The 20,336-nt window shown below is 72.8% G+C and carries 20 protein-coding genes and 1 rRNA gene; 20 read left to right on the forward strand and 1 reads right to left on the reverse strand.

Annotated elements, in window-relative coordinates:
• The first annotated feature begins 207 nt into the window (after positions 1–207).
• The 16 genes from rrf to cmk all read left to right on the forward strand — a co-directional run bounded on the left by rrf (position 208) and on the right by cmk (position 15,446).
• Positions 208–324: ribosomal RNA gene (rrf, locus tag ROT00_RS05345) — 5S ribosomal RNA — on the forward strand.
• A 116-nt stretch (positions 325–440) separates the two neighbouring features.
• Positions 441–2,267 carry a primosomal protein gene (locus ROT00_RS05350; RefSeq protein WP_404772973.1) on the forward strand — a complete coding sequence of 609 codons (1,827 nt, stop codon included), beginning with the start codon at positions 441–443 and terminating at the stop codon, positions 2,265–2,267.
• Positions 2,242–3,273, forward strand: coding sequence for an HAD-IIA family hydrolase (locus ROT00_RS05355; RefSeq protein ID WP_404772974.1), 1,032 nt, complete (start codon positions 2,242–2,244; stop codon positions 3,271–3,273). The genes ROT00_RS05350 and ROT00_RS05355 overlap by 26 nt, the downstream gene beginning before the upstream one ends.
• Positions 3,274–3,354: 81 nt before the next feature.
• Positions 3,355–3,525 carry a hypothetical protein gene (locus ROT00_RS05360; RefSeq protein ID WP_404772976.1) on the forward strand — a complete coding sequence of 57 codons (171 nt, stop codon included), beginning with the start codon at positions 3,355–3,357 and terminating at the stop codon, positions 3,523–3,525.
• A gap of 2 nt (positions 3,526–3,527) precedes the next feature.
• The gene (locus tag ROT00_RS05365; RefSeq protein WP_404772977.1) at positions 3,528–4,337 is read left to right on the forward strand and encodes a TlyA family RNA methyltransferase; all 810 of its coding nucleotides are present in this window, start codon (positions 3,528–3,530) and stop codon (positions 4,335–4,337) included.
• Positions 4,334–5,248: an NAD kinase gene (locus tag ROT00_RS05370; protein WP_404772978.1), complete on the forward strand. Its 915-nt coding sequence runs from the start codon at positions 4,334–4,336 to the stop codon at positions 5,246–5,248. The genes ROT00_RS05365 and ROT00_RS05370 overlap by 4 nt, the downstream gene beginning before the upstream one ends.
• Positions 5,249–5,266: 18 nt before the next feature.
• Positions 5,267–6,964 carry a DNA repair protein RecN gene (recN, locus tag ROT00_RS05375; protein ID WP_404772980.1) on the forward strand — a complete coding sequence of 566 codons (1,698 nt, stop codon included), beginning with the start codon at positions 5,267–5,269 and terminating at the stop codon, positions 6,962–6,964.
• Between the two features lie 17 nt (positions 6,965–6,981).
• Entirely contained in the window at positions 6,982–8,751 is a 1,770-nt protein-coding gene (locus ROT00_RS05380) for a CTP synthase (RefSeq protein WP_404772982.1), read from the forward strand.
• A complete protein-coding gene (locus ROT00_RS05385) occupies positions 8,744–9,421 on the forward strand; it encodes an NUDIX domain-containing protein (protein WP_404772983.1) in 678 nt (225 codons plus the stop codon). The genes ROT00_RS05380 and ROT00_RS05385 overlap by 8 nt, the downstream gene beginning before the upstream one ends.
• Complete coding sequence (gene xerD, locus ROT00_RS05390) at positions 9,418–10,320, forward strand: site-specific tyrosine recombinase XerD (RefSeq protein WP_404772984.1); 903 nt, start codon at positions 9,418–9,420, stop codon at positions 10,318–10,320. The genes ROT00_RS05385 and xerD overlap by 4 nt, the downstream gene beginning before the upstream one ends.
• A 53-nt stretch (positions 10,321–10,373) precedes the next feature.
• The gene (locus ROT00_RS05395; RefSeq protein ID WP_404772986.1) at positions 10,374–11,261 is read left to right on the forward strand and encodes a ParA family protein; all 888 of its coding nucleotides are present in this window, start codon (positions 10,374–10,376) and stop codon (positions 11,259–11,261) included.
• Positions 11,245–12,096 (forward strand): segregation and condensation protein A, encoded by an 852-nt coding sequence (locus tag ROT00_RS05400; protein ID WP_404772988.1) that lies wholly within the window; start codon positions 11,245–11,247, stop codon positions 12,094–12,096. The genes ROT00_RS05395 and ROT00_RS05400 overlap by 17 nt, the downstream gene beginning before the upstream one ends.
• Complete coding sequence (gene scpB / locus ROT00_RS05405; protein ID WP_404772990.1) at positions 12,086–12,847, forward strand: SMC-Scp complex subunit ScpB; 762 nt, start codon at positions 12,086–12,088, stop codon at positions 12,845–12,847. Before ROT00_RS05400 ends, scpB begins: the two co-directional genes overlap by 11 nt.
• Positions 12,840–13,646 carry a pseudouridine synthase gene (locus ROT00_RS05410; protein ID WP_404772992.1) on the forward strand — a complete coding sequence of 269 codons (807 nt, stop codon included), beginning with the start codon at positions 12,840–12,842 and terminating at the stop codon, positions 13,644–13,646. Before scpB ends, ROT00_RS05410 begins: the two co-directional genes overlap by 8 nt.
• A 1-nt stretch (position 13,647) precedes the next feature.
• Entirely contained in the window at positions 13,648–14,730 is a 1,083-nt protein-coding gene (locus ROT00_RS05415) for a prephenate dehydrogenase (protein ID WP_404772994.1), read from the forward strand.
• A 50-nt stretch (positions 14,731–14,780) separates the two neighbouring features.
• Positions 14,781–15,446 carry a (d)CMP kinase gene (gene cmk, locus ROT00_RS05420; protein WP_404772995.1) on the forward strand — a complete coding sequence of 222 codons (666 nt, stop codon included), beginning with the start codon at positions 14,781–14,783 and terminating at the stop codon, positions 15,444–15,446.
• A 48-nt stretch (positions 15,447–15,494) separates the two neighbouring features.
• Here cmk and ROT00_RS05425 read toward each other — a convergent pair whose 3' ends face one another.
• Positions 15,495–16,334, reverse strand: coding sequence for a GAP family protein (locus ROT00_RS05425; protein WP_404772996.1), 840 nt, complete (start codon positions 16,332–16,334; stop codon positions 15,495–15,497).
• 118 nt (positions 16,335–16,452) lie between these two features.
• Here ROT00_RS05425 and ROT00_RS05430 point away from each other — a divergent pair, with 118 nt between their 5' ends.
• The 4 genes from ROT00_RS05430 to ROT00_RS05445 all read left to right on the forward strand — a co-directional run bounded on the left by ROT00_RS05430 (position 16,453) and on the right by ROT00_RS05445 (position 20,255).
• Positions 16,453–17,646, forward strand: a complete 1,194-nt coding sequence (locus ROT00_RS05430; RefSeq protein ID WP_404772998.1) for a sensor histidine kinase — start codon at positions 16,453–16,455, stop codon at positions 17,644–17,646.
• On the forward strand, positions 17,643–18,350 hold the full coding sequence (locus ROT00_RS05435; RefSeq protein ID WP_404772999.1) for a response regulator transcription factor: 708 nt from the start codon (positions 17,643–17,645) through the stop codon (positions 18,348–18,350). The genes ROT00_RS05430 and ROT00_RS05435 overlap by 4 nt, the downstream gene beginning before the upstream one ends.
• Positions 18,351–18,454: 104 nt before the next feature.
• Positions 18,455–19,966 carry a ribosome biogenesis GTPase Der gene (der, locus tag ROT00_RS05440; protein WP_404773000.1) on the forward strand — a complete coding sequence of 504 codons (1,512 nt, stop codon included), beginning with the start codon at positions 18,455–18,457 and terminating at the stop codon, positions 19,964–19,966.
• Positions 19,967–20,018: 52 nt separating this feature from the next.
• A complete protein-coding gene (locus ROT00_RS05445; protein ID WP_404773001.1) occupies positions 20,019–20,255 on the forward strand; it encodes a DUF167 domain-containing protein in 237 nt (78 codons plus the stop codon).
• Positions 20,256–20,336 lie beyond the last annotated feature (81 nt).

Raw genomic sequence — 20,336 nt, forward strand, 5'->3', positions numbered from 1 at the left:
TGTGCAGCTGACTGGTACTAATACGCCGATAACTTGATAATCACTATCTACATCACGTTTGCAAAAGGCACGATGTAGAGCCTGATGACTCGCGTCCACTGTGTGGTTCCCAACAGACGAACCAAACCAAATTGAACAGAGCAACGCTCGAACGATTTCCCCACCACCCCCGCACACTGTGCCGGGGTCGGTGATAGGGGCAAGAGTTACGGCGGCCATAGCGTCAGGGAAACGCCCGGACACATTCCGAACCCGGAAGCTAAGACTGACAGCGCCGATGGTACTGCAGGGGGGACCCTGTGGGAGAGTAGGACACCGCCGGACACCCATTCACGAAAGGCCACCCCGAACCCCGGGGTGGCCTTTCGGCATTTCACCTAGATTTGAGCCCGCCCGATACGCTCGAGGCGGATGAGATTTCAAGAGACGGCAGGCTGAGCGTGAGCGATTCCAGGAACGATGGGGAGCGGAGCTCCGACGACCGGGGACGCTCAGAACGCCCGAAGCGCGAGTACGGCTCGCGGGAGGGCGGCCGCGCCGGCGGCCAGCGTCGTGATGGCGACGCGTCGCGTGGGGATCGCAGCAGCGGCCCGCGCGGTGGCGACCGGCGTGCCTCGGATCGGAAGCCGTGGGAGAAGGACCGTGCGTCCGGCCCGCGTGGCGAGCGCCGTGAAGGTGACCGGAAGCCGTGGGAGAAGGACCGTGCGTCCGGCCCGCGTCGCGATGGTGATCGCAAGCCGTGGGAGCGCGATGGCACCCGTGGTGGCGAGCGCCGTGATGGCGACCGGAAGCCGTGGGAGCGCGATGGCACCCGTGGTGGCGAGCGCCGTGATGGCGACCGGAAGCCGTGGGAGCGCGATGGCGCCCGTGGTGGCGAGCGCCGTGATGGTGACCGGAAGCCGTGGGAGAAGGACCGTGCGTCCGGCCCGCGTCGCGATGGTGACCGGAAGCCGTGGGAGAAGGACCGCGCCTCCGGCCCACGTCGCGATGGCGACCGGAAGCCCTGGGAGCGCGACGGCGCCCGCGGTAGCGAGCGCCGCGATGGCGACCGGAAACCGTGGGAGAAGGACCGTGCGTCCGGCCCGCGTCGCGACGGCGACCGGAAGCCCTGGGAGCGCGACGGCGGTCGCGGCGGGCAGCGCCGCGACGACGATCGTGGCCCGCGCAAGCCCTGGACGCAGCGTGACGATCGTGACCGCGGCGGCCGCTCCGGCGCCGATGAGCTGGCGCCGTCGCACGGCGCGGCCATGCGGCAGATCCGTCCTCGCCACGACGATCCCATCGTGCCCGAGCACATCCGACCGGCCTCGCTCGAGAAGAGCGCCAGGTCCGAGCTGCGCACGCTGACCAAGGAGAACGCCGACTGGGTCGCTGTGCATCTCGCGGCCGCCGCAGAGTTGCTCGAATCCGACCCGGAACTGGCGCACCGGCACGCGCTCTCGGCATCCCGTCGCGGCGGACGGATCGGCGTCGTCCGCGAGACGCTCGCGATCACCGCGTACGCGACCGGCGACTTCCCGCTCGCGCTCCGGGAACTGCGCACTTACCGTCGCATCACGGGGAGCAACGAGCAGCTCCCGCTGATGGTCGACAGCGAGCGCGGGGTCGGCCGGCCCGACCGTGCGCTCGAGCTGGGCCGCTCCGTCGACCGGACCACGCTCCCCGCGGGCGTCCAGGTCTCGCTCGCCATCGCGATGTCGGGCGCGCGTCTCGACCAGGGCGAGCCCGAGCTCGCGCTGTCGGAGCTCGAGATCCCGCAGCTCGACCCGGATCGGGCGTTCTCCTACAGTCCCGCGCTGTTCTTCGCCTACGCGGAGGTGCTCGACGAGCTCGGCCGTGAGGCGGATGCCGCGGACTGGCGCGCCCGTGCGCTGCGCGCCGAAGCCGCACTGGCTGGGCCGGCCGAGTCGGAGGTGTTCGAGGTCTTCGTGCTCGACGAGGACGAAGATGAGTTCGCACCGGCGCAGGCCGCCGGGCAGGACGACGCCGAGGCGGCGGGCGACGCTGAGGCGGCGGACGCCACCGACGCGGACGCCGCATCGGCCGCCGACGCCGAAGACCTCGCCGACGCGACGGTCGATGCCGAGGCGGCCGACACCAACGCCGAGGCTGACGTTGCCGATGTCGAGACTGACGCAGTGGCTGACGACGCAGTGGCTGACGACGCAGCGGCTGACGACGCAGCGGCTGACGACGCAGAGGCTGACGACGCTGAGCCGGATCACGCGGAGACGGATGACGATGGCGCTCTTCCGCGCGAAGACTGACGGGGCGACCCCGCTCGACGGGGCCGACGCCGTGTTCGCCGATCTCGACGGCGTCGTCTACCAGGGTCACGGGGCGATCCCGCACGCGGTCGAGAGCCTCAACCTGGCGAAGGCCGGGCGGGCCGTCGGCTATCTCACCAACAACGCGTCGCGGAGCGATGTCTCCGTCGCCGCGCACCTCGCCGAGCTCGGCCTGCAGGTCGTGCCCGGCGATGTCGTGACCTCGCCCCAGGCGGCCATGCATCTGCTCGGCGAACAGGTGGAGCCTGGTGCCCTCGTCCTCGTCGTCGGCGGCGAGGGCATCATCACCGAGCTCGAGCGGCGCGGCTACCGGGTGACCCGTTCGGCCGACGACGGCCCGGACGCGGTCGTGCAGGGCTTCGCCCCCGAAGTCGGCTGGACGCAGCTCGCCGAGGCGGCGTTCGCGTTGAACGCGCACGGCGGTCCCGACGTCCCGGGTGGCATCCCCTGGATCGCCACCAACATGGACTGGACGATCCCGGTCGCCCGGGGGATCGCCCCCGGGAACGGCACGCTCGTGTCCGCGGTGCACACGGCCGTCGGCCGGTTCCCGCTCGTCGCGGGCAAGCCCGAGCGCGCCATCTTCGACGAGGCGATGCGCCGCTTCGGTGCGACGGCCCCGCTGATGGTCGGCGACCGGCTCGACACCGACATCCTCGGCGCGCGCCGTGCCGGCATCCGCTCGGCCGTCGTCCTCACCGGCATCGACCGCGCGAAGCAGCTGCTCGCCGCGAAGGCGGACAGCCGGCCCGATTTCATCCTCGAGGACCTCCGAGGTCTGCACGAGCCCTACCCCGTGACGGAGCACCGCCGCGGGGGAGCGCTCCGCGTCGGTCGCGCGTCGGTCAAGGTCGACGGTGCCCGCGTGCTTGTCGTGGAGGCGGGCGACGGCGGCATCGACCTGCTGCGCGCCGCATGCGCGGCGATCTGGGCGTCGGGAACGCCGATCCACGCCCTGGACGTTCCCGAAGCCCTCTACGCCTGAGCGCTCTCCCCTCGGCGGGCTCAGGGAACCAGCTGGGGAACCATGGCGCGTTCGTCGCCGGGTGCCGGTAGCGTGGAGGGCGTGAGCGACGAACCGAACTCCGAGCCCCGGCACCTGAGCGAGGCCACGCGCGAGACGCTCGACGAGCTCGAGTCGCGCCCGCTCGAGGAGCGCGCCGGCGGGTACCGGCAGCTCGCCGACGCGCTCCGTGCCGAACTCGAGCAGTCCGACCCGACCCTCGGCGCGGGCTGAGCATGCCCGACGCCCGACTCGACGCCGCCCTCGCCGAGCGAGGTCTCGCGCGCTCGCGCACGCACGCGGCGACGCTGATCGCGGCAGGCGCCGTCACCGTCGACGGCCGTCCGGTGGTGAAGGCCTCGACCCGGGTCGCGCCGGAGGCCGAACTCGTCGTCGCGGCAGACGACCACTACGTCAGCCGCGCCGCGCACAAGCTCATCGCCGCCCTCGATGCCTTCGAGGTCGAGGCGTCCGGGCGCGTCGCGCTCGACGCGGGCGCCTCCACCGGCGGCTTCACGCAGGTGCTGCTCGAACGCGGCGCGCGCCTCGTGCTCGCCGTCGACGTCGGCCACGGGCAGCTCGCGCCCGAGCTCCTCGGGCACGATCGCATCGTGCTCGTCGAGGGCTGCAACGTGCGCACCCTCGACGCCGAGCGGCTCGCCGCGCTCACCGGTGTCGCCGACCGTCCGGAGCTCATCACCGCCGATCTCTCGTTCATCTCGCTCGTCACCGTGCTGCCGGCGCTCGTCGCGAGCGCGGCACCGGGTGCCGACTTCGTCCTCCTCGTGAAGCCGCAGTTCGAGGTCGGCCGGGGCGGTACGAAGGAGGGCATCGTCCGCGATCCCGGCCGTCGGGCCGACGCCGTCGCCGACGTCCTCTGGGCCGCGCACGACCTCGGCCTCCGCGCGGCGGGCGTCGCCGCCTCGCCCATCGCCGGGGGTCAGGGCAACCAGGAGTTCCTCGTGCATCTGACGGCGGAGGGCGGCTCCGATCCGTCAGAATGGTCGAGTCGCATCGAACGGCTGGCGAGAGGGGACGCGCGATGAGCGGAGCACGTCACTTCCTCGTGGTGTCGCACACCGGCCGCGCCGCCGCGCTCGAGGCGACGGTCGAGGTCTGCGAACGGCTGCTCGCCGAGGGCGCGGTGCCCGTCATCGCCGCGGAGCACTGGGACGACGTGCGAGAGGTCGTGCCCGAGCTCGACGGTCGTGCGCTGCGCCTCGAGGCGGTCGATCCCGCCCTCATCGAGCTCGTCATCGTCCTCGGCGGCGACGGCACCATCCTGCGTGCCGCGGAGCTCGTCCGCCCGCATCCCGCACCGCTGCTCGGCGTGAACCTCGGGCACGTGGGCTTCCTCGCGGAGAGCGAGCGCGACGACCTCGGTCTCACCATCACCCGGGCGCTCGCGCGCGACTACGTCGTCGAGGAGCGGATGACCCTGTCCGTCCGGGCGAAGGTGGGCGCGGAGGTCGTCTACGAGAGCTGGGCGCTGAACGAGGTGACCGTCGAGAAGGCCGAGCGCGAGCGGATGCTCGAGGTCGTCATCGAGGTCGACCGTCGCCCGCTCTCCTCCTTCGGCTGCGACGGCGTCGTCATGTCGACTCCGACCGGGTCCACGGCCTATTCGTTCTCGGCCGGCGGCCCGATCGTCTGGCCGAGCCTCGAGGCGCTCCTGCTCGTGCCGCTGTCGGCCCACGCGCTGTTCGCGCGGCCGCTCGTCGTCGGCCCGGAGTCCTCGCTCGCGGTCGAGATCCTGCAGCGCACCGAGAGCAGTGCGGTGATCTGGTGCGACGGGCGCCGCACCTTCGACCTGCCGGCCGGCTCCCGGGTGATCGTGCGCCGATCCCCGGTCCCGGTGCGGCTCGCGAGATTGCACGAGGCGCCATTCACCGATCGGCTCGTGAACAAGTTCCAGCTGCCGGTGACGGGATGGCGGGGGCCGAGCGGCCGTGATTGAGCGCGAACGGAGGCGAACGTGATCGAAGAACTCGGCATCCGCGACCTCGGCGTGATCGCCGAGGCGACGCTGCCCCTCGGCCCGGGATTCACCGCGGTGACGGGCGAGACCGGCGCGGGCAAGACGATGGTGGTGACTGCGCTCGGGCTGCTCCTCGGCGCCCGGTCCGACGCGGGCGCCGTGCGCGCGGGAGCGAAGCAGGCCTGGGTCGAGGGCCGTTGGCTCCTCGCCGACCCCGAGCCGATCGCGGAGCGCGTCGCCGAGACCGGCGGTGAGATCGAGGCGGGGGAGCTGCTGCTCGGCCGCTCCGTGTCCGCCGAGGGACGCAGCCGCGCCGTGGTCGGCGGCCGCAGCGCCCCGGTGGGCGTCCTCGCGGAGCTCGGCGAGGAGCTCGTCGTCGTGCACGGCCAGGCCGACCAGCAGCGGCTCCGCTCGACGACCGCGCAGCGCGAGGCGCTCGACCGCTTCGGCGGCGCCCCCCTCGCAGCGGTGCTCGACGCGTACCGTTCCGGCTTCGACGCGTGGAAGGCGGATGCCGCGGAGCTCCTGCGACTCCGCGAGGAGCACGACGCCCGCGCGCGGGAGGCCGAGGAGCTCCGCGAGGCGCTCGACGAGCTCGAGCGCCTCGACCCGCAGCCGGGGGAGGACGCGGAGCTCCACGAGCGCTCCGAGCGGCTCACGAACCTGGAAGAGCTGCGGCTTGCGGCCGCTCAGGCGCGCGAGCTGGTCTCCTCCGAGGAGGCGGTCGACGATGCCCCCGACGCGGTCGGGCTCGTCGAGGGCGCGCGGCGGCAGCTCGAACGGGTCGCGGGGTTCGATCCGACGCTCGCGCCCATCGCCGAGGCGCTTACGAACGCCGGGTTCCTGCTCGCGGATGCCGCGGCGGAGCTGTCGGGCTACCTCGCGTCCCTCGACGCCGACGGCGCGCGCGAGCTCGAGCTCGTGCAGGAGCGCCGAGCGAGCCTCGCCGGCCTCGTCCGACGGCACGGCTCGCTCGACGAGGCGATCGAGTTCCGGCGAACGGGCGGGCTCCGCCTCGTCGAGCTCGACGGCGACGACGACCGCATCGTCGAGCTCGAGGCATCCGTCGACCGGCTGGGCGAGGAGCTCGACCGGCTCGCCGGCGAGGTGACCGCGCTCCGCACCGCCGCGGCCGAACGCCTCGCGGCCGAGGTGACCGAGGAGCTCTCGGCGCTCGCCATGCCCGACGCGGTGCTGAGCGTCTCCGTGGAGCCGCTCGACGAACCGACCGTCCACGGTCGCGACCAGGTGCAGATCCTGTTGCGCCCGCACCCCGGCGCCGAACCGCGCTCCGTCTCGAAGGGGGCGTCGGGCGGCGAGCTGTCGCGGGTGATGCTCGCGATCGAGGTCGTCATCGGCGCGGTCGACCCAGTGCCGACCTTCGTCTTCGACGAGGTCGACGCCGGCGTCGGCGGGGCCGCGGCGATCGAGATCGGCCGCCGACTGGCGAAGCTCGCCGAGCGCTCGCAGGTCATCGTCGTGACGCACCTCGCGCAGGTCGCCGCCTTCGCCGGCAACCACCTGAGCGTCGTGAAGGGCACCGACGGGCAGGTGACCAGCTCGAGCGTGCGGCAGCTGCTCGGCGCCGAGCGCGAGGCCGAGATGGCGCGGCTGCTGTCGGGCCTCGCCGATTCCGAGAGCGGGCTCGCGCATGCGCGCGAACTCCTCGAGATCGCCGCCGAGCGGGCGGCATGAAGGACGAAGGGGGAGCCATGGGTCGGCATGTCGGGCACTCGGAGTCCGAGCGTGGGTTAGACTATAAGCCCGTGGTGGATGAACGCGGCGCACAGTACTCGAACTCTGATTTTTCCGACGACACGACCAAGCACATTTTCGTGACTGGTGGTGTCGTTTCTTCGTTGGGCAAGGGCCTCACGGCGGCCAGTCTCGGCAACCTGCTCACGGCTCGCGGGCTGCGGGTGGTGATGCAGAAGCTCGATCCGTACCTGAACGTCGACCCGGGCACGATGAACCCGTTCCAGCACGGCGAGGTGTTCGTCACCGACGACGGGGCCGAGACCGACCTCGACATCGGCCACTACGAGCGGTTCCTCGACATCGAGCTGTCGCAGGCGGCGAACGTCACGACCGGGCAGATCTACTCGACCGTCATCGCCAAGGAGCGCCGCGGCGAGTACCTCGGCGACACGGTGCAGGTGATCCCGCACATCACCGACGAGATCAAGCGCCGCATGCGGCTGCAGGCCTCGGAGTCCCCGAAGCCGGACGTGATCATCACCGAGATCGGCGGCACGGTCGGCGACATCGAGTCGCAGCCGTTCATCGAGTCCGCGCGCCAGGTGCGGCACGAGCTCGGTCGCAAGAACGTGTTCTTCGTGCACGTCTCGCTCGTGCCGTTCATGGGCGCGTCCGGCGAGCAGAAGACGAAGCCGACGCAGCACTCCGTCGCGGCGCTGCGCTCCATCGGCATCCAACCCGACGCGCTCGTGCTGCGCAGCGACCGGCCCGTCACGGAGTCGAACAAGCGCAAGATCGCCCTGATGTGCGACGTCGACGAGGCCGCCGTGGTGAACGCGGTCGACGTGCCGTCGATCTACGACATCCCGACGATGCTGAACACGCAGGGCCTCGACGCCTACATCGTCGACGCGCTCGGCCTCGACGGCAAGGCCGCGGAGGTCGACTGGTCGGGCTGGGCCGAGCTGCTGAAGGTCGTCCACGACCCGAAGCACGAGGTCACCATCGGACTCGTCGGCAAGTACATCGACCTGCCCGACGCCTACCTCTCCGTCACCGAGGCGCTCCGCGCGGGCGGATTCGGCAACGACGCGAAGGTCCGCATCGAGTGGATCCCGTCCGACGAGTGCGAGACCCCGGAGGGCGCCCAGAAGCACCTCGCGCACCTCGACGGCATCTGCGTGCCCGGCGGCTTCGGCGTCCGCGGCATCGAGGGCAAGCTCGGCGCGCTGCGCTTCGCCCGCGAGAACGGCATCCCGGCGCTCGGCCTGTGCCTCGGCCTGCAGTGCATGGTGATCGAGTACGCGCGGAACGTCGCCGGTCTCCCGGGCGCCTCGTCGAGCGAGTTCGACCCCGACACCGAGTTCCCGGTCATCGCAACCATGGAGGAGCAGGTCGAGATCATCTCCGGCGGCGACCTCGGCGGCACCATGCGCCTCGGCCTCTACCCGGCCGCGCTCGCCGAGGGGTCGATCGTCGCCGAGCTGTACGGATCGACCGAGGTGTCCGAGCGGCACCGCCACCGCTACGAGGTGAACAACGCCTACCGAGAGCGCATCGCCGACGCCGGGCTCTCGTTCTCGGGCCTCTCGCCCGACCGCAACCTCGTGGAGTACGTCGAGCTGCCCCGCGAGGTGCACCCGTTCTACGTGGCGACCCAGGCGCACCCGGAACTCCGCAGCCGGCCGAACTCGCCGCACCCGCTGTTCCGCGGGCTCGTGGCGGCCGCGCTCGAGCGCCAGGCGGCGTCGAAGCTCTTCGACGACGACGTGGACAATGGCTGAGCCCTTCGGCGAGCCGACGGTCGGCGGGACTCCCGTCGGCCCGTCGCTCGCCGACGAGCGGGCCGAGCCCGCGATCCTCGCCTCGGAGCTGGCGTTCGAGGGCCGCGTGTGGGACATCCGCCGCGAGACCTTCGAGTTCGCCGGCGCCCCGGTGACGCGCGACTTCATGGACCACCCGGGGGCCGTCGGCGTGCTCGCCCTCGACGTGGAGGACCGCGCGCTGCTCATCCGGCAGTACCGGCACCCCGTGCGCCTGAACGACTGGGAGATCCCCGCGGGGCTCCTCGACGTCGCCGGCGAGGATCCGCTCGAGGCGGCGAAGCGCGAGCTCGCCGAGGAGGCCGACCTCGAGGCCGGGGAGTGGGCGGTGCTCGCCGACATCCACACGAGCCCGGGCGGCAGCGACGAGGCCATCCGCATCTACCTCGCCCGCGACCTCCGCGGCACCGCCGAACGGTACGAGCGCACGGAGGAGGAGGCCGAGCTCGTCACCTCGTGGGTCGAGCTCGACGTCTGCGTCGACGCGGTGCTCGACCGGCACGTCTCGAACGCCCCGCTCGCGGTCGCGGTCCTGGCGGCGGCGGCGTCGCGCGCCCGCGGCTGGAGCACGCTCGCCCCCGCGGATGCGCCGTGGGCGTCCAAACCCGGACGCGAGGCAGCCGGAGCGTGAGCTCCCGCGAGATCGACGGCTACCTGCGACACCTCGCGGTGGAGCGAGGACTCGCACGGAACACGGTGGCCTCGTACCGGCGGGACCTCGCGATCTACGCCGGCTGGCTCGAGGCCGCCGGTCACGCGGGCCCGGAGGCCGTCGGCGCGACCGAGCTCGCCGGGTTCCAGCGCTACCTCAGCGCGGAGCGGCAGCCGCCGCTCGCGAGCTCCTCGGTGGCGAGGGTGCTGTCGACGGTGCGGGGCCTGCACCGCTTCCTCGCGGAGGAGGGCGTCACCGAGACGGACGCCGCGCGCGAGCTGAAGCCGCCGAAGCTCCCCGCCCGACTGCCGAAGGCCATCCCGATCGAGGCGGTCGAGCGGCTGCTCGCCGCGACCGACGGCGAGGAGCCGATGCGGGTCCGCGACAAGGCGCTCCTCGAGCTGCTCTACGCCACGGGCGCACGCGTCTCCGAGGCCGTCGGGCTGAACGTCGACGACCTCGTCGACGCCGAGGTCGTGCGGCTCTTCGGCAAGGGCGGCAAGGAGCGGATCGTGCCGGTCGGCAGCTACGCCAGGGCCGCCCTCGAGGCGTATCTCGTCCGCGTGCGTCCGCTGCTGTCGAGCCGGGGCAGAGCCACACCGGCGCTCTTCCTCGGCGCCCGCGGGGGGCGGCTCAGCCGGCAGGCGGCCTGGGTGGCGATCACGGATGCCGCCGACCGCGCCGAGCTCGGTCTGGAGGTCTCGCCGCACACCCTCCGGCACTCCTTCGCGACGCATCTGCTCTCGGGCGGCGCCGACGTGCGCGTGGTGCAGGAGCTCCTCGGGCACTCCTCCGTCGCGACGACGCAGATCTACACGCTCGTCACGGCCGATACACTCCGGGAGATGTACACGACCGCCCACCCGCGCGCTCGCTAGAATCGACCAAGCATCGCCCGACCCGAGGGCGCCCGCCCAGGAGGAGAGACCACGTGACCGACCAGAAGCGCGACCCCGCGAGCACCACGGCGCCGCAGGAGTCGAAGCTCGGTCCGACCGGTCGGCCGCTGCGCGAGTTCCCCACGCCCCCCGAGCTGCGCGAGCACGGGCCCGCCCGCATCATCGCGCTGTGCAACCAGAAGGGCGGCGTCGGCAAGACGACGACGACGATCAACCTCGGGGCGACGCTCGCCGAGTACGGGCGGCGCGTGCTGGCGATCGACTTCGATCCGCAGGGCGCGCTCTCGGCCGGGCTCGGCGTGCAGACCCACGACGTGCCGACGATCTACGACCTGCTGCTGTCGCGCGGCATCGAGCCCGCCGATGCGATCCAGCGCACCGCCGTCGCGAACTTCGACGTCATCCCGGCGAACATCGACCTCTCCGCCGCTGAGGTCCACCTCGTCACCGAGGTGGCGCGCGAGCAGATCCTCGCCGGCGTGCTGCGCAAGGTCTCGGCAGACTACGACGTCATCCTCATCGACTGCCAGCCCTCGCTCGGCCTGCTGACGGTGAACGCGCTCACGGCGAGCCACGGCGTCGTCATCCCGCTCGAGTGCGAGTACTTCGCGCTGCGTGGCGTCGCCCTCCTGATCGAGACCATCGACAAGGTGCGCGACCGGTTGAACCCGGCGATCACGCTCGACGGCATCCTCGCGACCATGTACGACGCCCGTACCCTGCACTCCCGCGAGGTCCTCGAGCGGGTGGTCGACGCCTTCGGCGACCGCGTGCTCGAGACGGTGATCACCCGCACGGTGAAGTTCCCCGACGCCACGGTCGCGGCGACGCCCATCACGGAGTTCGCACCCGAGCACCAGGCGTCGAAGGCCTACCGGCAGCTCGCCCGCGAGCTGGTGTTCCGTGGCGCGGTCGCCTGAGGCGGCCGCCCCGGCCGAAGCGCAGCCCGCGGCGGACGCCGCGGCGGAGGGCGACCCGGGCTTCCGCGTCGCCCTGACGAACTTCGAGGGGCCGTTCGACCTGCTCCTCTCGCTCATCACGAAGCACGAGCTCGACATCACCGAGGTCTCGCTGTCGAAGGTGACGGACGAGTTCATCTCCTACCTGCACGGGCTCGACTCGGCGGAGGAGCTCGACCGGGCGAGCGAGTTCCTCGTGGTGGCTGCGACCCTGCTCGATCTGAAGATCGCCGGACTGCTGCCGCAGGGCGAGCTCGTCGACGCGGAGGACGTCGCGCTCCTCGAGGCGCGCGACCTGCTCTTCGCCCGGCTGCTGCAGTACCGCGCGTTCAAGGAGGCGGCGCGCTGGTTCCAGGCCGGGCTCGAACGGGAGGGCTCGCGGCACGCCCGCACCGTGCGGCTGGAGGAGCGGTTCCGCCAGCCCGCCCCGGAGCTGCGCTGGACCCTCTCGCCGGAGGACTTCGCCGCCCTCGCGGTGCTCGCCCTGACGCCCCGGGAGATCCCCGTGGTCGGACTCGACCACCTGCACGCCCCGGTCGTCTCGATCCGCGAGCAGGCGGCGCACGTGGTCGCCGTGCTGCGGCGCGGCGACCCGGTCACCTTCCGGCAGCTGATCGCCGGCGTCGACCGGCAGGGAGTCGTGGTGGCCCGCTTCATCGCCGTGCTCGAGCTCTACCGTCACGCGGCGATCGGCTTCGAGCAGCTGGAGCCTCTCGGCGAGCTGACCCTGCGCTGGGCGACCGATACGTGGAGCGACGACAAGCTCGAGAGCCTGGGAGCCGACTATGACGACTGAGACCGAGCAGCCCGAGCAGGGCGTGGACCCGGAGGGGCAGGAGGTCACGACGACGGATGCCCCGGCCGAGGCATCCACGCCAGGCGATGCCGCCGCCGAGGAGACGCCGGAGCTCTCCGTCGCGACGCCGCTCGACGTCCCGGGCCAGCACCGGCTCGACCTCGACCGCGCGATCGAGGCGATCCTCTTCATCTCCGACGAGCCGCTCGGCGTCGTGCAGCTCGCCGCGACGGTCGCGCGCCCGGTCGCCGAGGTGCGCGCCGCCATCACCCGCCTCGTCGCCGACTACGACGGCACCGGCACCTCGGGCGAGCCCCGCACCGACATCGCCGAGTCGCCGGCGCTCGTGGGCGGCGGGCGGCGCGCCTTCGAGCTCCGCGAGGTCGGCGGCGGCTGGCGCTTCTACGTCCGCCAGGAGTACGACGCCCTCGTCGCCGGCTTCGTGCTCACCCAGACCTCGACGAAGCTCTCGCAAGCGGCGCTCGAGACGCTCGCCGTGATCGCGTACAAGCAGCCGATCTCGCGCTCGCAGGTCGCCTCGATCCGCGCGGTGAACGTCGACTCGGTCGTGCGGACGCTCCTCGGGCGCGGCCTCGTCACCGAGGTCGACACCGACCCGGAGACCGGGGCGATCCTGTACGGCACGACCGAGCAGCTGCTCGTCCACCTCGGCATCAACTCGCTCGACGAGCTGCCGCACATCTCGCCGCTCCTCGAGGACGGCCAGGAAGGATTCGATCTCGATGGCTGACCAGGCCACGCCCACGGAACCCGCGTCGAACGGCCCGCAGCGTCTGCAGAAGGTGCTGTCGGCCGCCGGCGTCGCCTCCCGCCGCGTCATCGAGGACTACCTCGTGCAGGGGCGCATCGAGGTGAACGGGCAGGTCGTGACCGAGCTCGGCACCCGGGTCGATCCCGCCGTCGACCACGTCTCCGTCGACGGCGTCGCCGTGCAGCTCGACACCGCGAAGCGGTACTACGTGCTGAACAAGCCCACCGGGGTGGTCTCCTCGATGAAGGACGAGCAGGGCCGCCCGGATCTGCGCCGCTTCACCGACGAGCTCGACGACCGGGTCTACAACGTCGGCCGGCTCGACGCGGAGACGAGCGGCCTGCTGCTCCTCACGAACGACGGCGAGCTCGCCCACGTGCTCGCCCACCCCTCGTTCGGCGTCGAGAAGACGTACATCGCGAAGGTGCGCGGGCGGGTGACGCCGCAGACGCTGCAGCGGCTGAAGCAGGGCGTCGAGCTCGACGACGGCCCCATCCGGGCCGACCGGGCGAAGCTCCTGCAGGCGCAGGGCGACGCGAAGCACAGCATCGTCGAGCTCACCCTGCACTCGGGGCGCAACCGCATCGTGCGACGCATGCTGAAGGAGGTCGGGCACCCCGTCGTGGAGCTCGTCCGCCGCCAGTTCGGCCCGCTGCACCTTGGTACACTCAGGTCCGGCCAGCTGCGGGAGCTCACGAAGGCGGAGCGCGGGGCGCTCCTCACGATCGCCCGCCAGGCCGAGGCGGCGCGGGGACCCGCCGGCGTGAAGGAGGACTGACGTGGTCGAGTCACGACTGACCGGCCCGGTCCGGGTCGTCGGCGCGGGGCTGCTCGGGACGAGCGTCGCGCTCGGGCTCCGTGCGCGCGGCATCGAGGTGATCCTCGACGACGCCTCGCCGACGCACGTCGCGATCGCCGCCGACCTCGGCGCGGGTCGCCCCGCTGCCGCCGGCGACACCCCCCAGCTCGTCGTGGTCGCCGTGCCGCCCGACGTCACCGCGCGCGTCGTCGCCGCGGAGCTCGAGGCGCATCCCGAAGCGATCGTCACCGACGTGGCGAGCGTCAAGGCCGGCATCCTGGCCGAGCTCGTCGAGCGCGGCGCCGACGTCTCCAGGTACATCGGCTCGCACCCGCTCGCCGGACGGGAGCGCGGCGGCCCGCTGTCGGCGCGCGCCGACCTCTTCGTCGGCCGCCCCTGGGTGGTCGCCGCACACGACGGCATCAGCTACCAGCGCGCGGGCGCGATCGACGACCTCATCCTCGATCTCGGTGCGACGCTCGTCGAGATGACGCCCGAGGAGCACGACCGCGGCGTCGCCCTCATCTCGCACGTGCCGCAGGTCGTGTCGAGCGTCATGGCCCGCCGCTTCATCGACGCCCCGAACGCGGCGCTCGGCCTCGCGGGGCAGGGCGTGCGCGACGTCACCCGCATCGCGGCGAGCGACCCCGACCTCTGGGTGCAGATCCTCGGCGCGAACGCCGAGCCCGTGCACGACATCCTCGTCGCCGTGCGCGACGACCTCGACCGCTTCATCGAGGCACTCGAGGAGCCGGCCGCGCCGGGTGCGCGCCGCCGCGTCGCCGAGGAGCTCGCGGCGGGCAACACCGGCGTCTCGCGCCTGCCCGGCAAGCACGGCACCGACAAGCGGTTCACGACGGTCATCGTCATGGTCGACGACCGTGCGGGCGAACTCGCCCGCCTCCTCGCGGAGATCGGCGAGATCGGCGTGAACCTCGAGGATCTGCGGCTCGAGCACTCGCCCGGACGTCAGGTCGGCCTGGCCGAGGTGCAGGTCGTCCCCGAGGCCGCCGAGCGGCTCACCGACGAGCTCGCCGCGCGCGGCTGGCGCATCGCCGGCTGAGCCGCGGACCGGCTTCGCCCCCCACGCACACGAACCCTGGAGGCATCCCCGTGCAGCACCCCCTCGTCGTCGCCGTCGACGGACCGGCCGGCAGCGGCAAGTCGAGCGTCTCGAAGGCGGTCGCCCGCCGTCTCGGCTTCGGCTTCCTCGACACCGGCGCCGCGTACCGCGCGCTCGCGTGGCACGTCGCGCACTCGGGGGTCGACCCGGAGGACGCCTCGGCCGTCGTCGGCTCGCTGCGCGGCTTCGACTACGGCATCGGAACGGACCCCGACGGCTACCGGGTGAGGGTCGGCGAGCACGACGTCACCGAGGCGATCCGCGAGCCGGAGATCTCCGGCATCGTGAGCGCCGTGGCACGGGTGCCCGAGGTGCGGGCCCACCTCATCGGACTGTTCCGCGCGAGCATCGCGGCGGAGCGCCGGCCGGGCATCGTCGTCGAGGGTCGCGACATCACGACGGTCGTCGCTCCCGACGCCCCGGTGCGCATCCTCCTCACCGCGAGCGAGGAGGTGCGGATGTCCCGGCGCGCCGCCGAGCTCGCCGGGCACGACGCCGCGGCCACGGGCGCTCAGCTGCGTGCCCGTGATCAGGCGGACTCGAAGGTCGTGGACTTCATGAACGCGGCCGACGGGGTGACGGTCGTCGACTCGACCGAGCTCGACTTCGGCCAGACGATCGACGCGGTCATCTCGGTCATCCGCGCCGCCGGATAGCGGCGACACCGGGGGAGGCGATCGTGTCGCGGTGCCGCCGGCCGCCGCTCAGCGCTCGGTGAACGTCGAGAGCAGCTCGAACAGGCCGAGCTCCGAGGCGGCGCTGCGGGCAACGATGAAACCGACGATGCCGAGGATCCACGCCGTGTTCTCGCTCGCCGTGCGTTCGAGCCACGCGGCGAGGCGCTCGAGCGGCGCCTGCACGAGCGGGGCCGCGACGATCCGCAGGACGAGCAGCACGAGCGCCGGCAGGATCATCAGCAGGCAGTAGCCGGCGAGGGCGCCGAACCGCAGCGGCATGCTGAGCTCCGCCTCGGCGAGCATGCCCATCGCCACGAGATACGGCAGCATCGTCGCGACCTCGATGAGCCCGGCGCCGAGGGCGACCGCCATGACGGTGACGGGAGAGGTGCCATCGGCGAGGAGGCGGTCGCGCCAGCGCGCGATCCGCCCGCCCGACCCGCTCCCGGGCGGGGCATCCGCCGCGTCCGGCGCCGCCGGGGCGTCCACTGCACCACCGCCGGCGGCGCTCGTGACGCGTTCGGCGGCCGCAGCTTCGCGCCGCTTCCTCGCCTGCTCGTTCGACGGCATCGCGAAGGCGGCGATGAGGAGGCCGGCGCCCAGCAGGAGGCGGACCCAGAGTCCGGTCGTCGAGCTCAGGAAGTCCTGCGCCACATCGACGAGGTTCACGAGCCCCAGCGTGAACAGGATGCCGACGAGGAGGTAGAACACCGCGATCGTCACGAGGTAGAGCAGCACGCGGCTGCCCCGAAGCCGCGGCGCGAGCAGCAGGAACACGGGGATGAGCAGCGTTCCGATGCTGAGCCCGTCGACGAGGGCGAGCACCGCGAGCGTGATGCTGAGCGGCGCGTCGGAGAGGAGATCCATCCCGCCAGCCTGCTCGCCGCGACGCGGGAGCGGATCGGGCGGACGACGGAGGCCCGGTGATGCGCCCTCGTCCTTTCGGAGGAGGCCCCGGTGCGGTCGACGTGCTTCGATGGAGACCATGAGCGAGGAGCGCGGCGGAGCACTGCTGCGGTGGGTGCGCGCGCATCGGCCGCTCGTCGACGCGCTCGGCATCGCCGCGATCAGCGTGCTCGCCGCGGCGATCGGCCTGAACCAGGTCTGGGACGCGCTGAGCGTCATCCCGGAGCCCGTCTCGCCCTGGTGGGGCGTCGTCGTGTCGGTGCCCGCGTTCGTCGCGGTGGCGCTGAAGCGGCGGATGCCCCGCACGGGGCTCGCCGTGACCGCGACGATCACCGTCGTCTCGCTGTTCACGGTGGGCGGGCTCGGCGCCTTCCTCGCGCTGCTCGACCTGCTGTGGATCGTCACGCTCACCGCGTCGCCCGTCGCCCGCCGACGCATCCTGCTCGGCTGCGCGGCCGCGACCGCCGCCCTCACCGCCCTCACCCTCGCCGTCACCGCCGATCTCCGCATCGCCGTGCTCGTCGGCCTGCAGCTCGGCGCGCTCCTCGGCACCGACTACTGGTGGGCGACCGCCGTCGCCCAGGCGAACGAGCTGGCCGAGCTGCACCGCCGCGAGGCCGCCGAGGTCGTCGCGGACGCCGAACGGCAGCGCGACACCGCCCTGCAGCACGAGCGCGACGCCATGGCGCGGGAACTGCACGACCTCGTCGCGGGGCACGTCTCGGCCATGGCGATCCGCGCCGAGGCGGCGCTCTCGAGCCCGCCCGACGCCGGGGGAGACCGCGCCGCGCTCCGGGCGGTGCGCGACTCGAGCCTCGAGGCGCACGAGGCGCTCCGTTCGATGATCGCGGTGCTCCGCGCGGGCGGCGGCGAGCTCGCGGTGCCGCCCCGCCTCGACCGGGTCCCCGACTTCGTGGCGGCCGCGCGCCGCGCCGGGCTCGAGGTGCACTTCGACGCCGTCGCGACGGACGGCCTCTCAGCCCCCGTGGAGCATCTCGCCGCCCGCGTCGTCCAGGAGGGCCTCGCGAACTGCGTGCGGCACGCGGCGGGCGGGCGGGTCGCCGTCTCGATCGAGTCCGACGAGGGCGGACTCCTCGTGCGCGTCGACTCGCGGGACGGGCGTCCGCTCGAACGCCCGAGCCTTCCCGGCAACGGCACGGGCCTCGCGACGCTCGCCGAGCGGGTGCGCGCCCTCGGCGGCCGCTTCGACGCCGGACCGGTCGGCGCCGGCTGGTCGGTGCGCGCCGCCCTGCCTGCGGAGCCCGCGGCATGAGCGCGCCCGGCGCGCCGCGCGTGCTCCTCGTCGACGATCACGGGGCGATCCGGGAGGCGCTGCGCATCATGCTCGAGTCGCACGGGCTCGCCGTCGTCGGCGAGGCCGCCGACGGCGAGACCGCCGTGCGGAACGCCGCCGCGCTCCGCCCCGACGTCGTGCTCATGGACCTCCGGATGCCCGGCATGGACGGGGTCGCCGCGACCCGGGAGATCCGCGCCCGCGGACTCGCCGACGTCCTCGTGCTCACGAGCTTCGACGAGGACGAGCTCGTCTTCGGCGCGATCCGCGCGGGTGCCGCCGGGTTCCTGCTGAAGACGGTGGATGCCGCGACCCTCGTCGACGCGGTGCGCCGGGTTTCGGCGGGGGAGGGCATGCTCGATCCGCGCGTCACCAGGCGTGCGCTCGCCGCGCTCGCCGGAGCGGGGACGGGGGATGCCGTGGCCGGAGGCCGTCGCGACGAGGAACGGGACGATGCGGCGACGGCCGCTCGAGGCATCCCGGCCGCCGCTCGCCTCACCGGCCGGGAGCGCGACGTGCTCGACGGGATGGCGCTCGGCCGCTCGAACGCCGAGCTCGCCGAGTCGCTCGGCATCTCCGTGCCGACCGTGAAGACGCACGTGTCGAACGTGCTCGCGAAGCTCGGGGCGCGCAGCCGGAGCCACGCCGTGGCCATCGCGCGCGGGCTCGAGGACGGCCGGTGAGCGGTGCTCCGGCACCGGTTCCGACGGGGCATCCGGCCTTCCCAGCTCGGGTACGGCAGACTAGAGGGCGCGCGATCGCGCCCACGACGTTTCCAGGAGACCCCATGAGCGACCACGACGACGAGTTCGAGGCCCACGACGACGACCTCGCCGAGCGCCTCGCAGACGTCGACGACGACCTTGCCGAGCAGCGGGCCGCCGCCCTCCGCAGCGGCCTCGACGACTACGAGCTCGACGAGGAGGACCTCGACCTGCTCGACCTCTCCGAGGAGGGCGAGGAGGGGGTCACCTACCTCCCGGCGCTGCCGGTCATCGCGATCGTCGGCCGCCCGAACGTCGGCAAGTCGGCGCTCGTGAACCGCATCCTCGGCCGCCGCGAGGCCGTCGTCGAGGACACGCCCGGCGTCACCCGCGACCGCGTGTCGTACAAGGGCGAGTGGCTCGACCGCCGCTTCACCCTCGTCGACACCGGCGGCTGGGAGCCCGACGCCCGCGGCATCGACGCCTCCGTCGCCGCGCAGGCCGAGGTCGCCATCGACCTCTGCGACGTCGTGCTCTTCGTCGTCGACGCGACCGTGGGCGCCACCTCGACCGACGAGCACGTCGTGCGGCTGCTGCGCAAGACGAAGAAGCCCGTCTTCCTCGTCGCGAACAAGGTCGACGACGCCCGTCAGGAGCCCGAGGCCGCCGCGCTGTGGAACCTCGGCCTCGGCGAGCCGCACCCGGTCTCGGCCCTGCACGGCCGCGGCGTCGCCGACCTCCTCGAAGCCGTGTTCAAGGTGCTGCCCGAGGTCTCGGCCGTCGCGAAGCAGGAGATCGGCGGGCCCCGCCGCGTCGCGATCGTCGGTCGTCCGAACGTCGGCAAGTCGAGCCTCCTGAACAAGACCGCCCGCGAGGAGCGCGTCGTCGTGAACGAGCTCGCGGGCACCACGCGTGACCCGGTCGACGAGCAGATCGAGCTCGCCGGCAAGGTCTGGCGCTTCGTCGACACCGCCGGCATCCGCCGTCGCGTGCACCTGCAGCAGGGCGCCGACTTCTACGCCTCGCTCCGCACGCAGGCCGCGCTCGAGAAGGCCGAGGTCGCGATCGTCGTCCTCGACGTCTCGCAGCCGATCTCGGAGCAGGACGTGCGCATCATCGACCTCGTGCTCGAGTCGGGCCGCGCGCTCGTGCTCGCCTACAACAAGTGGGACCTGCTCGACGACGACCGCCGCCGCTACCTCGAGCGCGAGATCGAGCAGGACCTGCACCACGTCGCGTGGGCGCCCCGCGTCAACATCTCGGCGCGCACCGGCCGGCACCTGGAGAAGCTCGTGCCCGCCCTCGAGACCGCGCTCGAGTCGTGGGACACCCGCATCCCGACGGGAAAGTTCAACGCCTTCCTCACCGAGCTCACGCAGGAGCACCCGCACCCGGTGCGCGGCGGCAAGCAGCCCCGCATCCTGTTCGGCACGCAGGTGTCGACGCGGCCGCCGACCTTCGTGCTGTTCACGACCGGGTTCCTCGACCCGGGCTACCGCCGGTTCATCCAGCGGCGCCTGCGCGAGATCTACGGCTTCGAGGGCAGCCCGATCGTCGTCAACATGCGCGTGCGGGAGAAGCGCCAGCGGCGCTGAGCCGCTGCGCTGCCCGTAGTCGCTGCCCAGACTTCGTAGGACCGTCGCGCCGATGGAACTCACCGTCCGGGTGAAGCCCGGGAGCCGCAAGGGCCCGCTCGTGGAGCCGTCGCCGGACGACCCGGCGGCGGCGCTCACGGTCTTCGTGCGCGAGCGGGCGGTCGACGGCGCGGCGAACGCCGGCGTGATCCAGGCGCTCGCGGCGCACTTCGAGGTGCCGCGACGCGACGTCGCGATCGTGCGCGGCGAGACGTCGCGCATCAAGCGAGTGCGGATCGAGGGGCGGTGACGGGGCGGTGCGCTGTCTGCGCTCGCCTGACTGCGTTCCCTGCTTGCCGGACTGCGCTGCTTGCTCGCGTGATTGCCTGAC

The sequence above is a fragment of the Agromyces mediolanus genome, assembly GCF_044917495.1.
GTDB classification, from domain to species: domain Bacteria; phylum Actinomycetota; class Actinomycetes; order Actinomycetales; family Microbacteriaceae; genus Agromyces; species Agromyces mediolanus_B.

What these genes read in the sequence shown, in the direction of transcription:
- ROT00_RS05430 (WP_404772998.1), top strand. Translation starts at nt 16,453, where the DNA reads ATGAGCGAGGAGCGCGGCGGAGCACTGCTGCGGTGGGTGCGCGCGCAT.
- ROT00_RS05380 (WP_404772982.1), top strand. Translation starts at nt 6,982, where the DNA reads ATGGGTCGGCATGTCGGGCACTCGGAGTCCGAGCGTGGGTTAGACTAT.
- ROT00_RS05385 (WP_404772983.1), top strand. Translation starts at nt 8,744, where the DNA reads ATGGCTGAGCCCTTCGGCGAGCCGACGGTCGGCGGGACTCCCGTCGGC.
- ROT00_RS05370 (WP_404772978.1), top strand. Translation starts at nt 4,334, where the DNA reads ATGAGCGGAGCACGTCACTTCCTCGTGGTGTCGCACACCGGCCGCGCC.
- ROT00_RS05435 (WP_404772999.1), top strand. Translation starts at nt 17,643, where the DNA reads ATGAGCGCGCCCGGCGCGCCGCGCGTGCTCCTCGTCGACGATCACGGG.
- ROT00_RS05410 (WP_404772992.1), top strand. Translation starts at nt 12,840, where the DNA reads ATGGCTGACCAGGCCACGCCCACGGAACCCGCGTCGAACGGCCCGCAG.
- ROT00_RS05425 (WP_404772996.1), bottom strand. Translation starts at nt 16,334, where the DNA reads ATGGATCTCCTCTCCGACGCGCCGCTCAGCATCACGCTCGCGGTGCTC.
- ROT00_RS05365 (WP_404772977.1), top strand. Translation starts at nt 3,528, where the DNA reads ATGCCCGACGCCCGACTCGACGCCGCCCTCGCCGAGCGAGGTCTCGCG.
- ROT00_RS05445 (WP_404773001.1), top strand. Translation starts at nt 20,019, where the DNA reads ATGGAACTCACCGTCCGGGTGAAGCCCGGGAGCCGCAAGGGCCCGCTC.
- ROT00_RS05355 (WP_404772974.1), top strand. Translation starts at nt 2,242, where the DNA reads ATGGCGCTCTTCCGCGCGAAGACTGACGGGGCGACCCCGCTCGACGGG.
- scpB (WP_404772990.1), top strand. Translation starts at nt 12,086, where the DNA reads ATGACGACTGAGACCGAGCAGCCCGAGCAGGGCGTGGACCCGGAGGGG.
- der (WP_404773000.1), top strand. Translation starts at nt 18,455, where the DNA reads ATGAGCGACCACGACGACGAGTTCGAGGCCCACGACGACGACCTCGCC.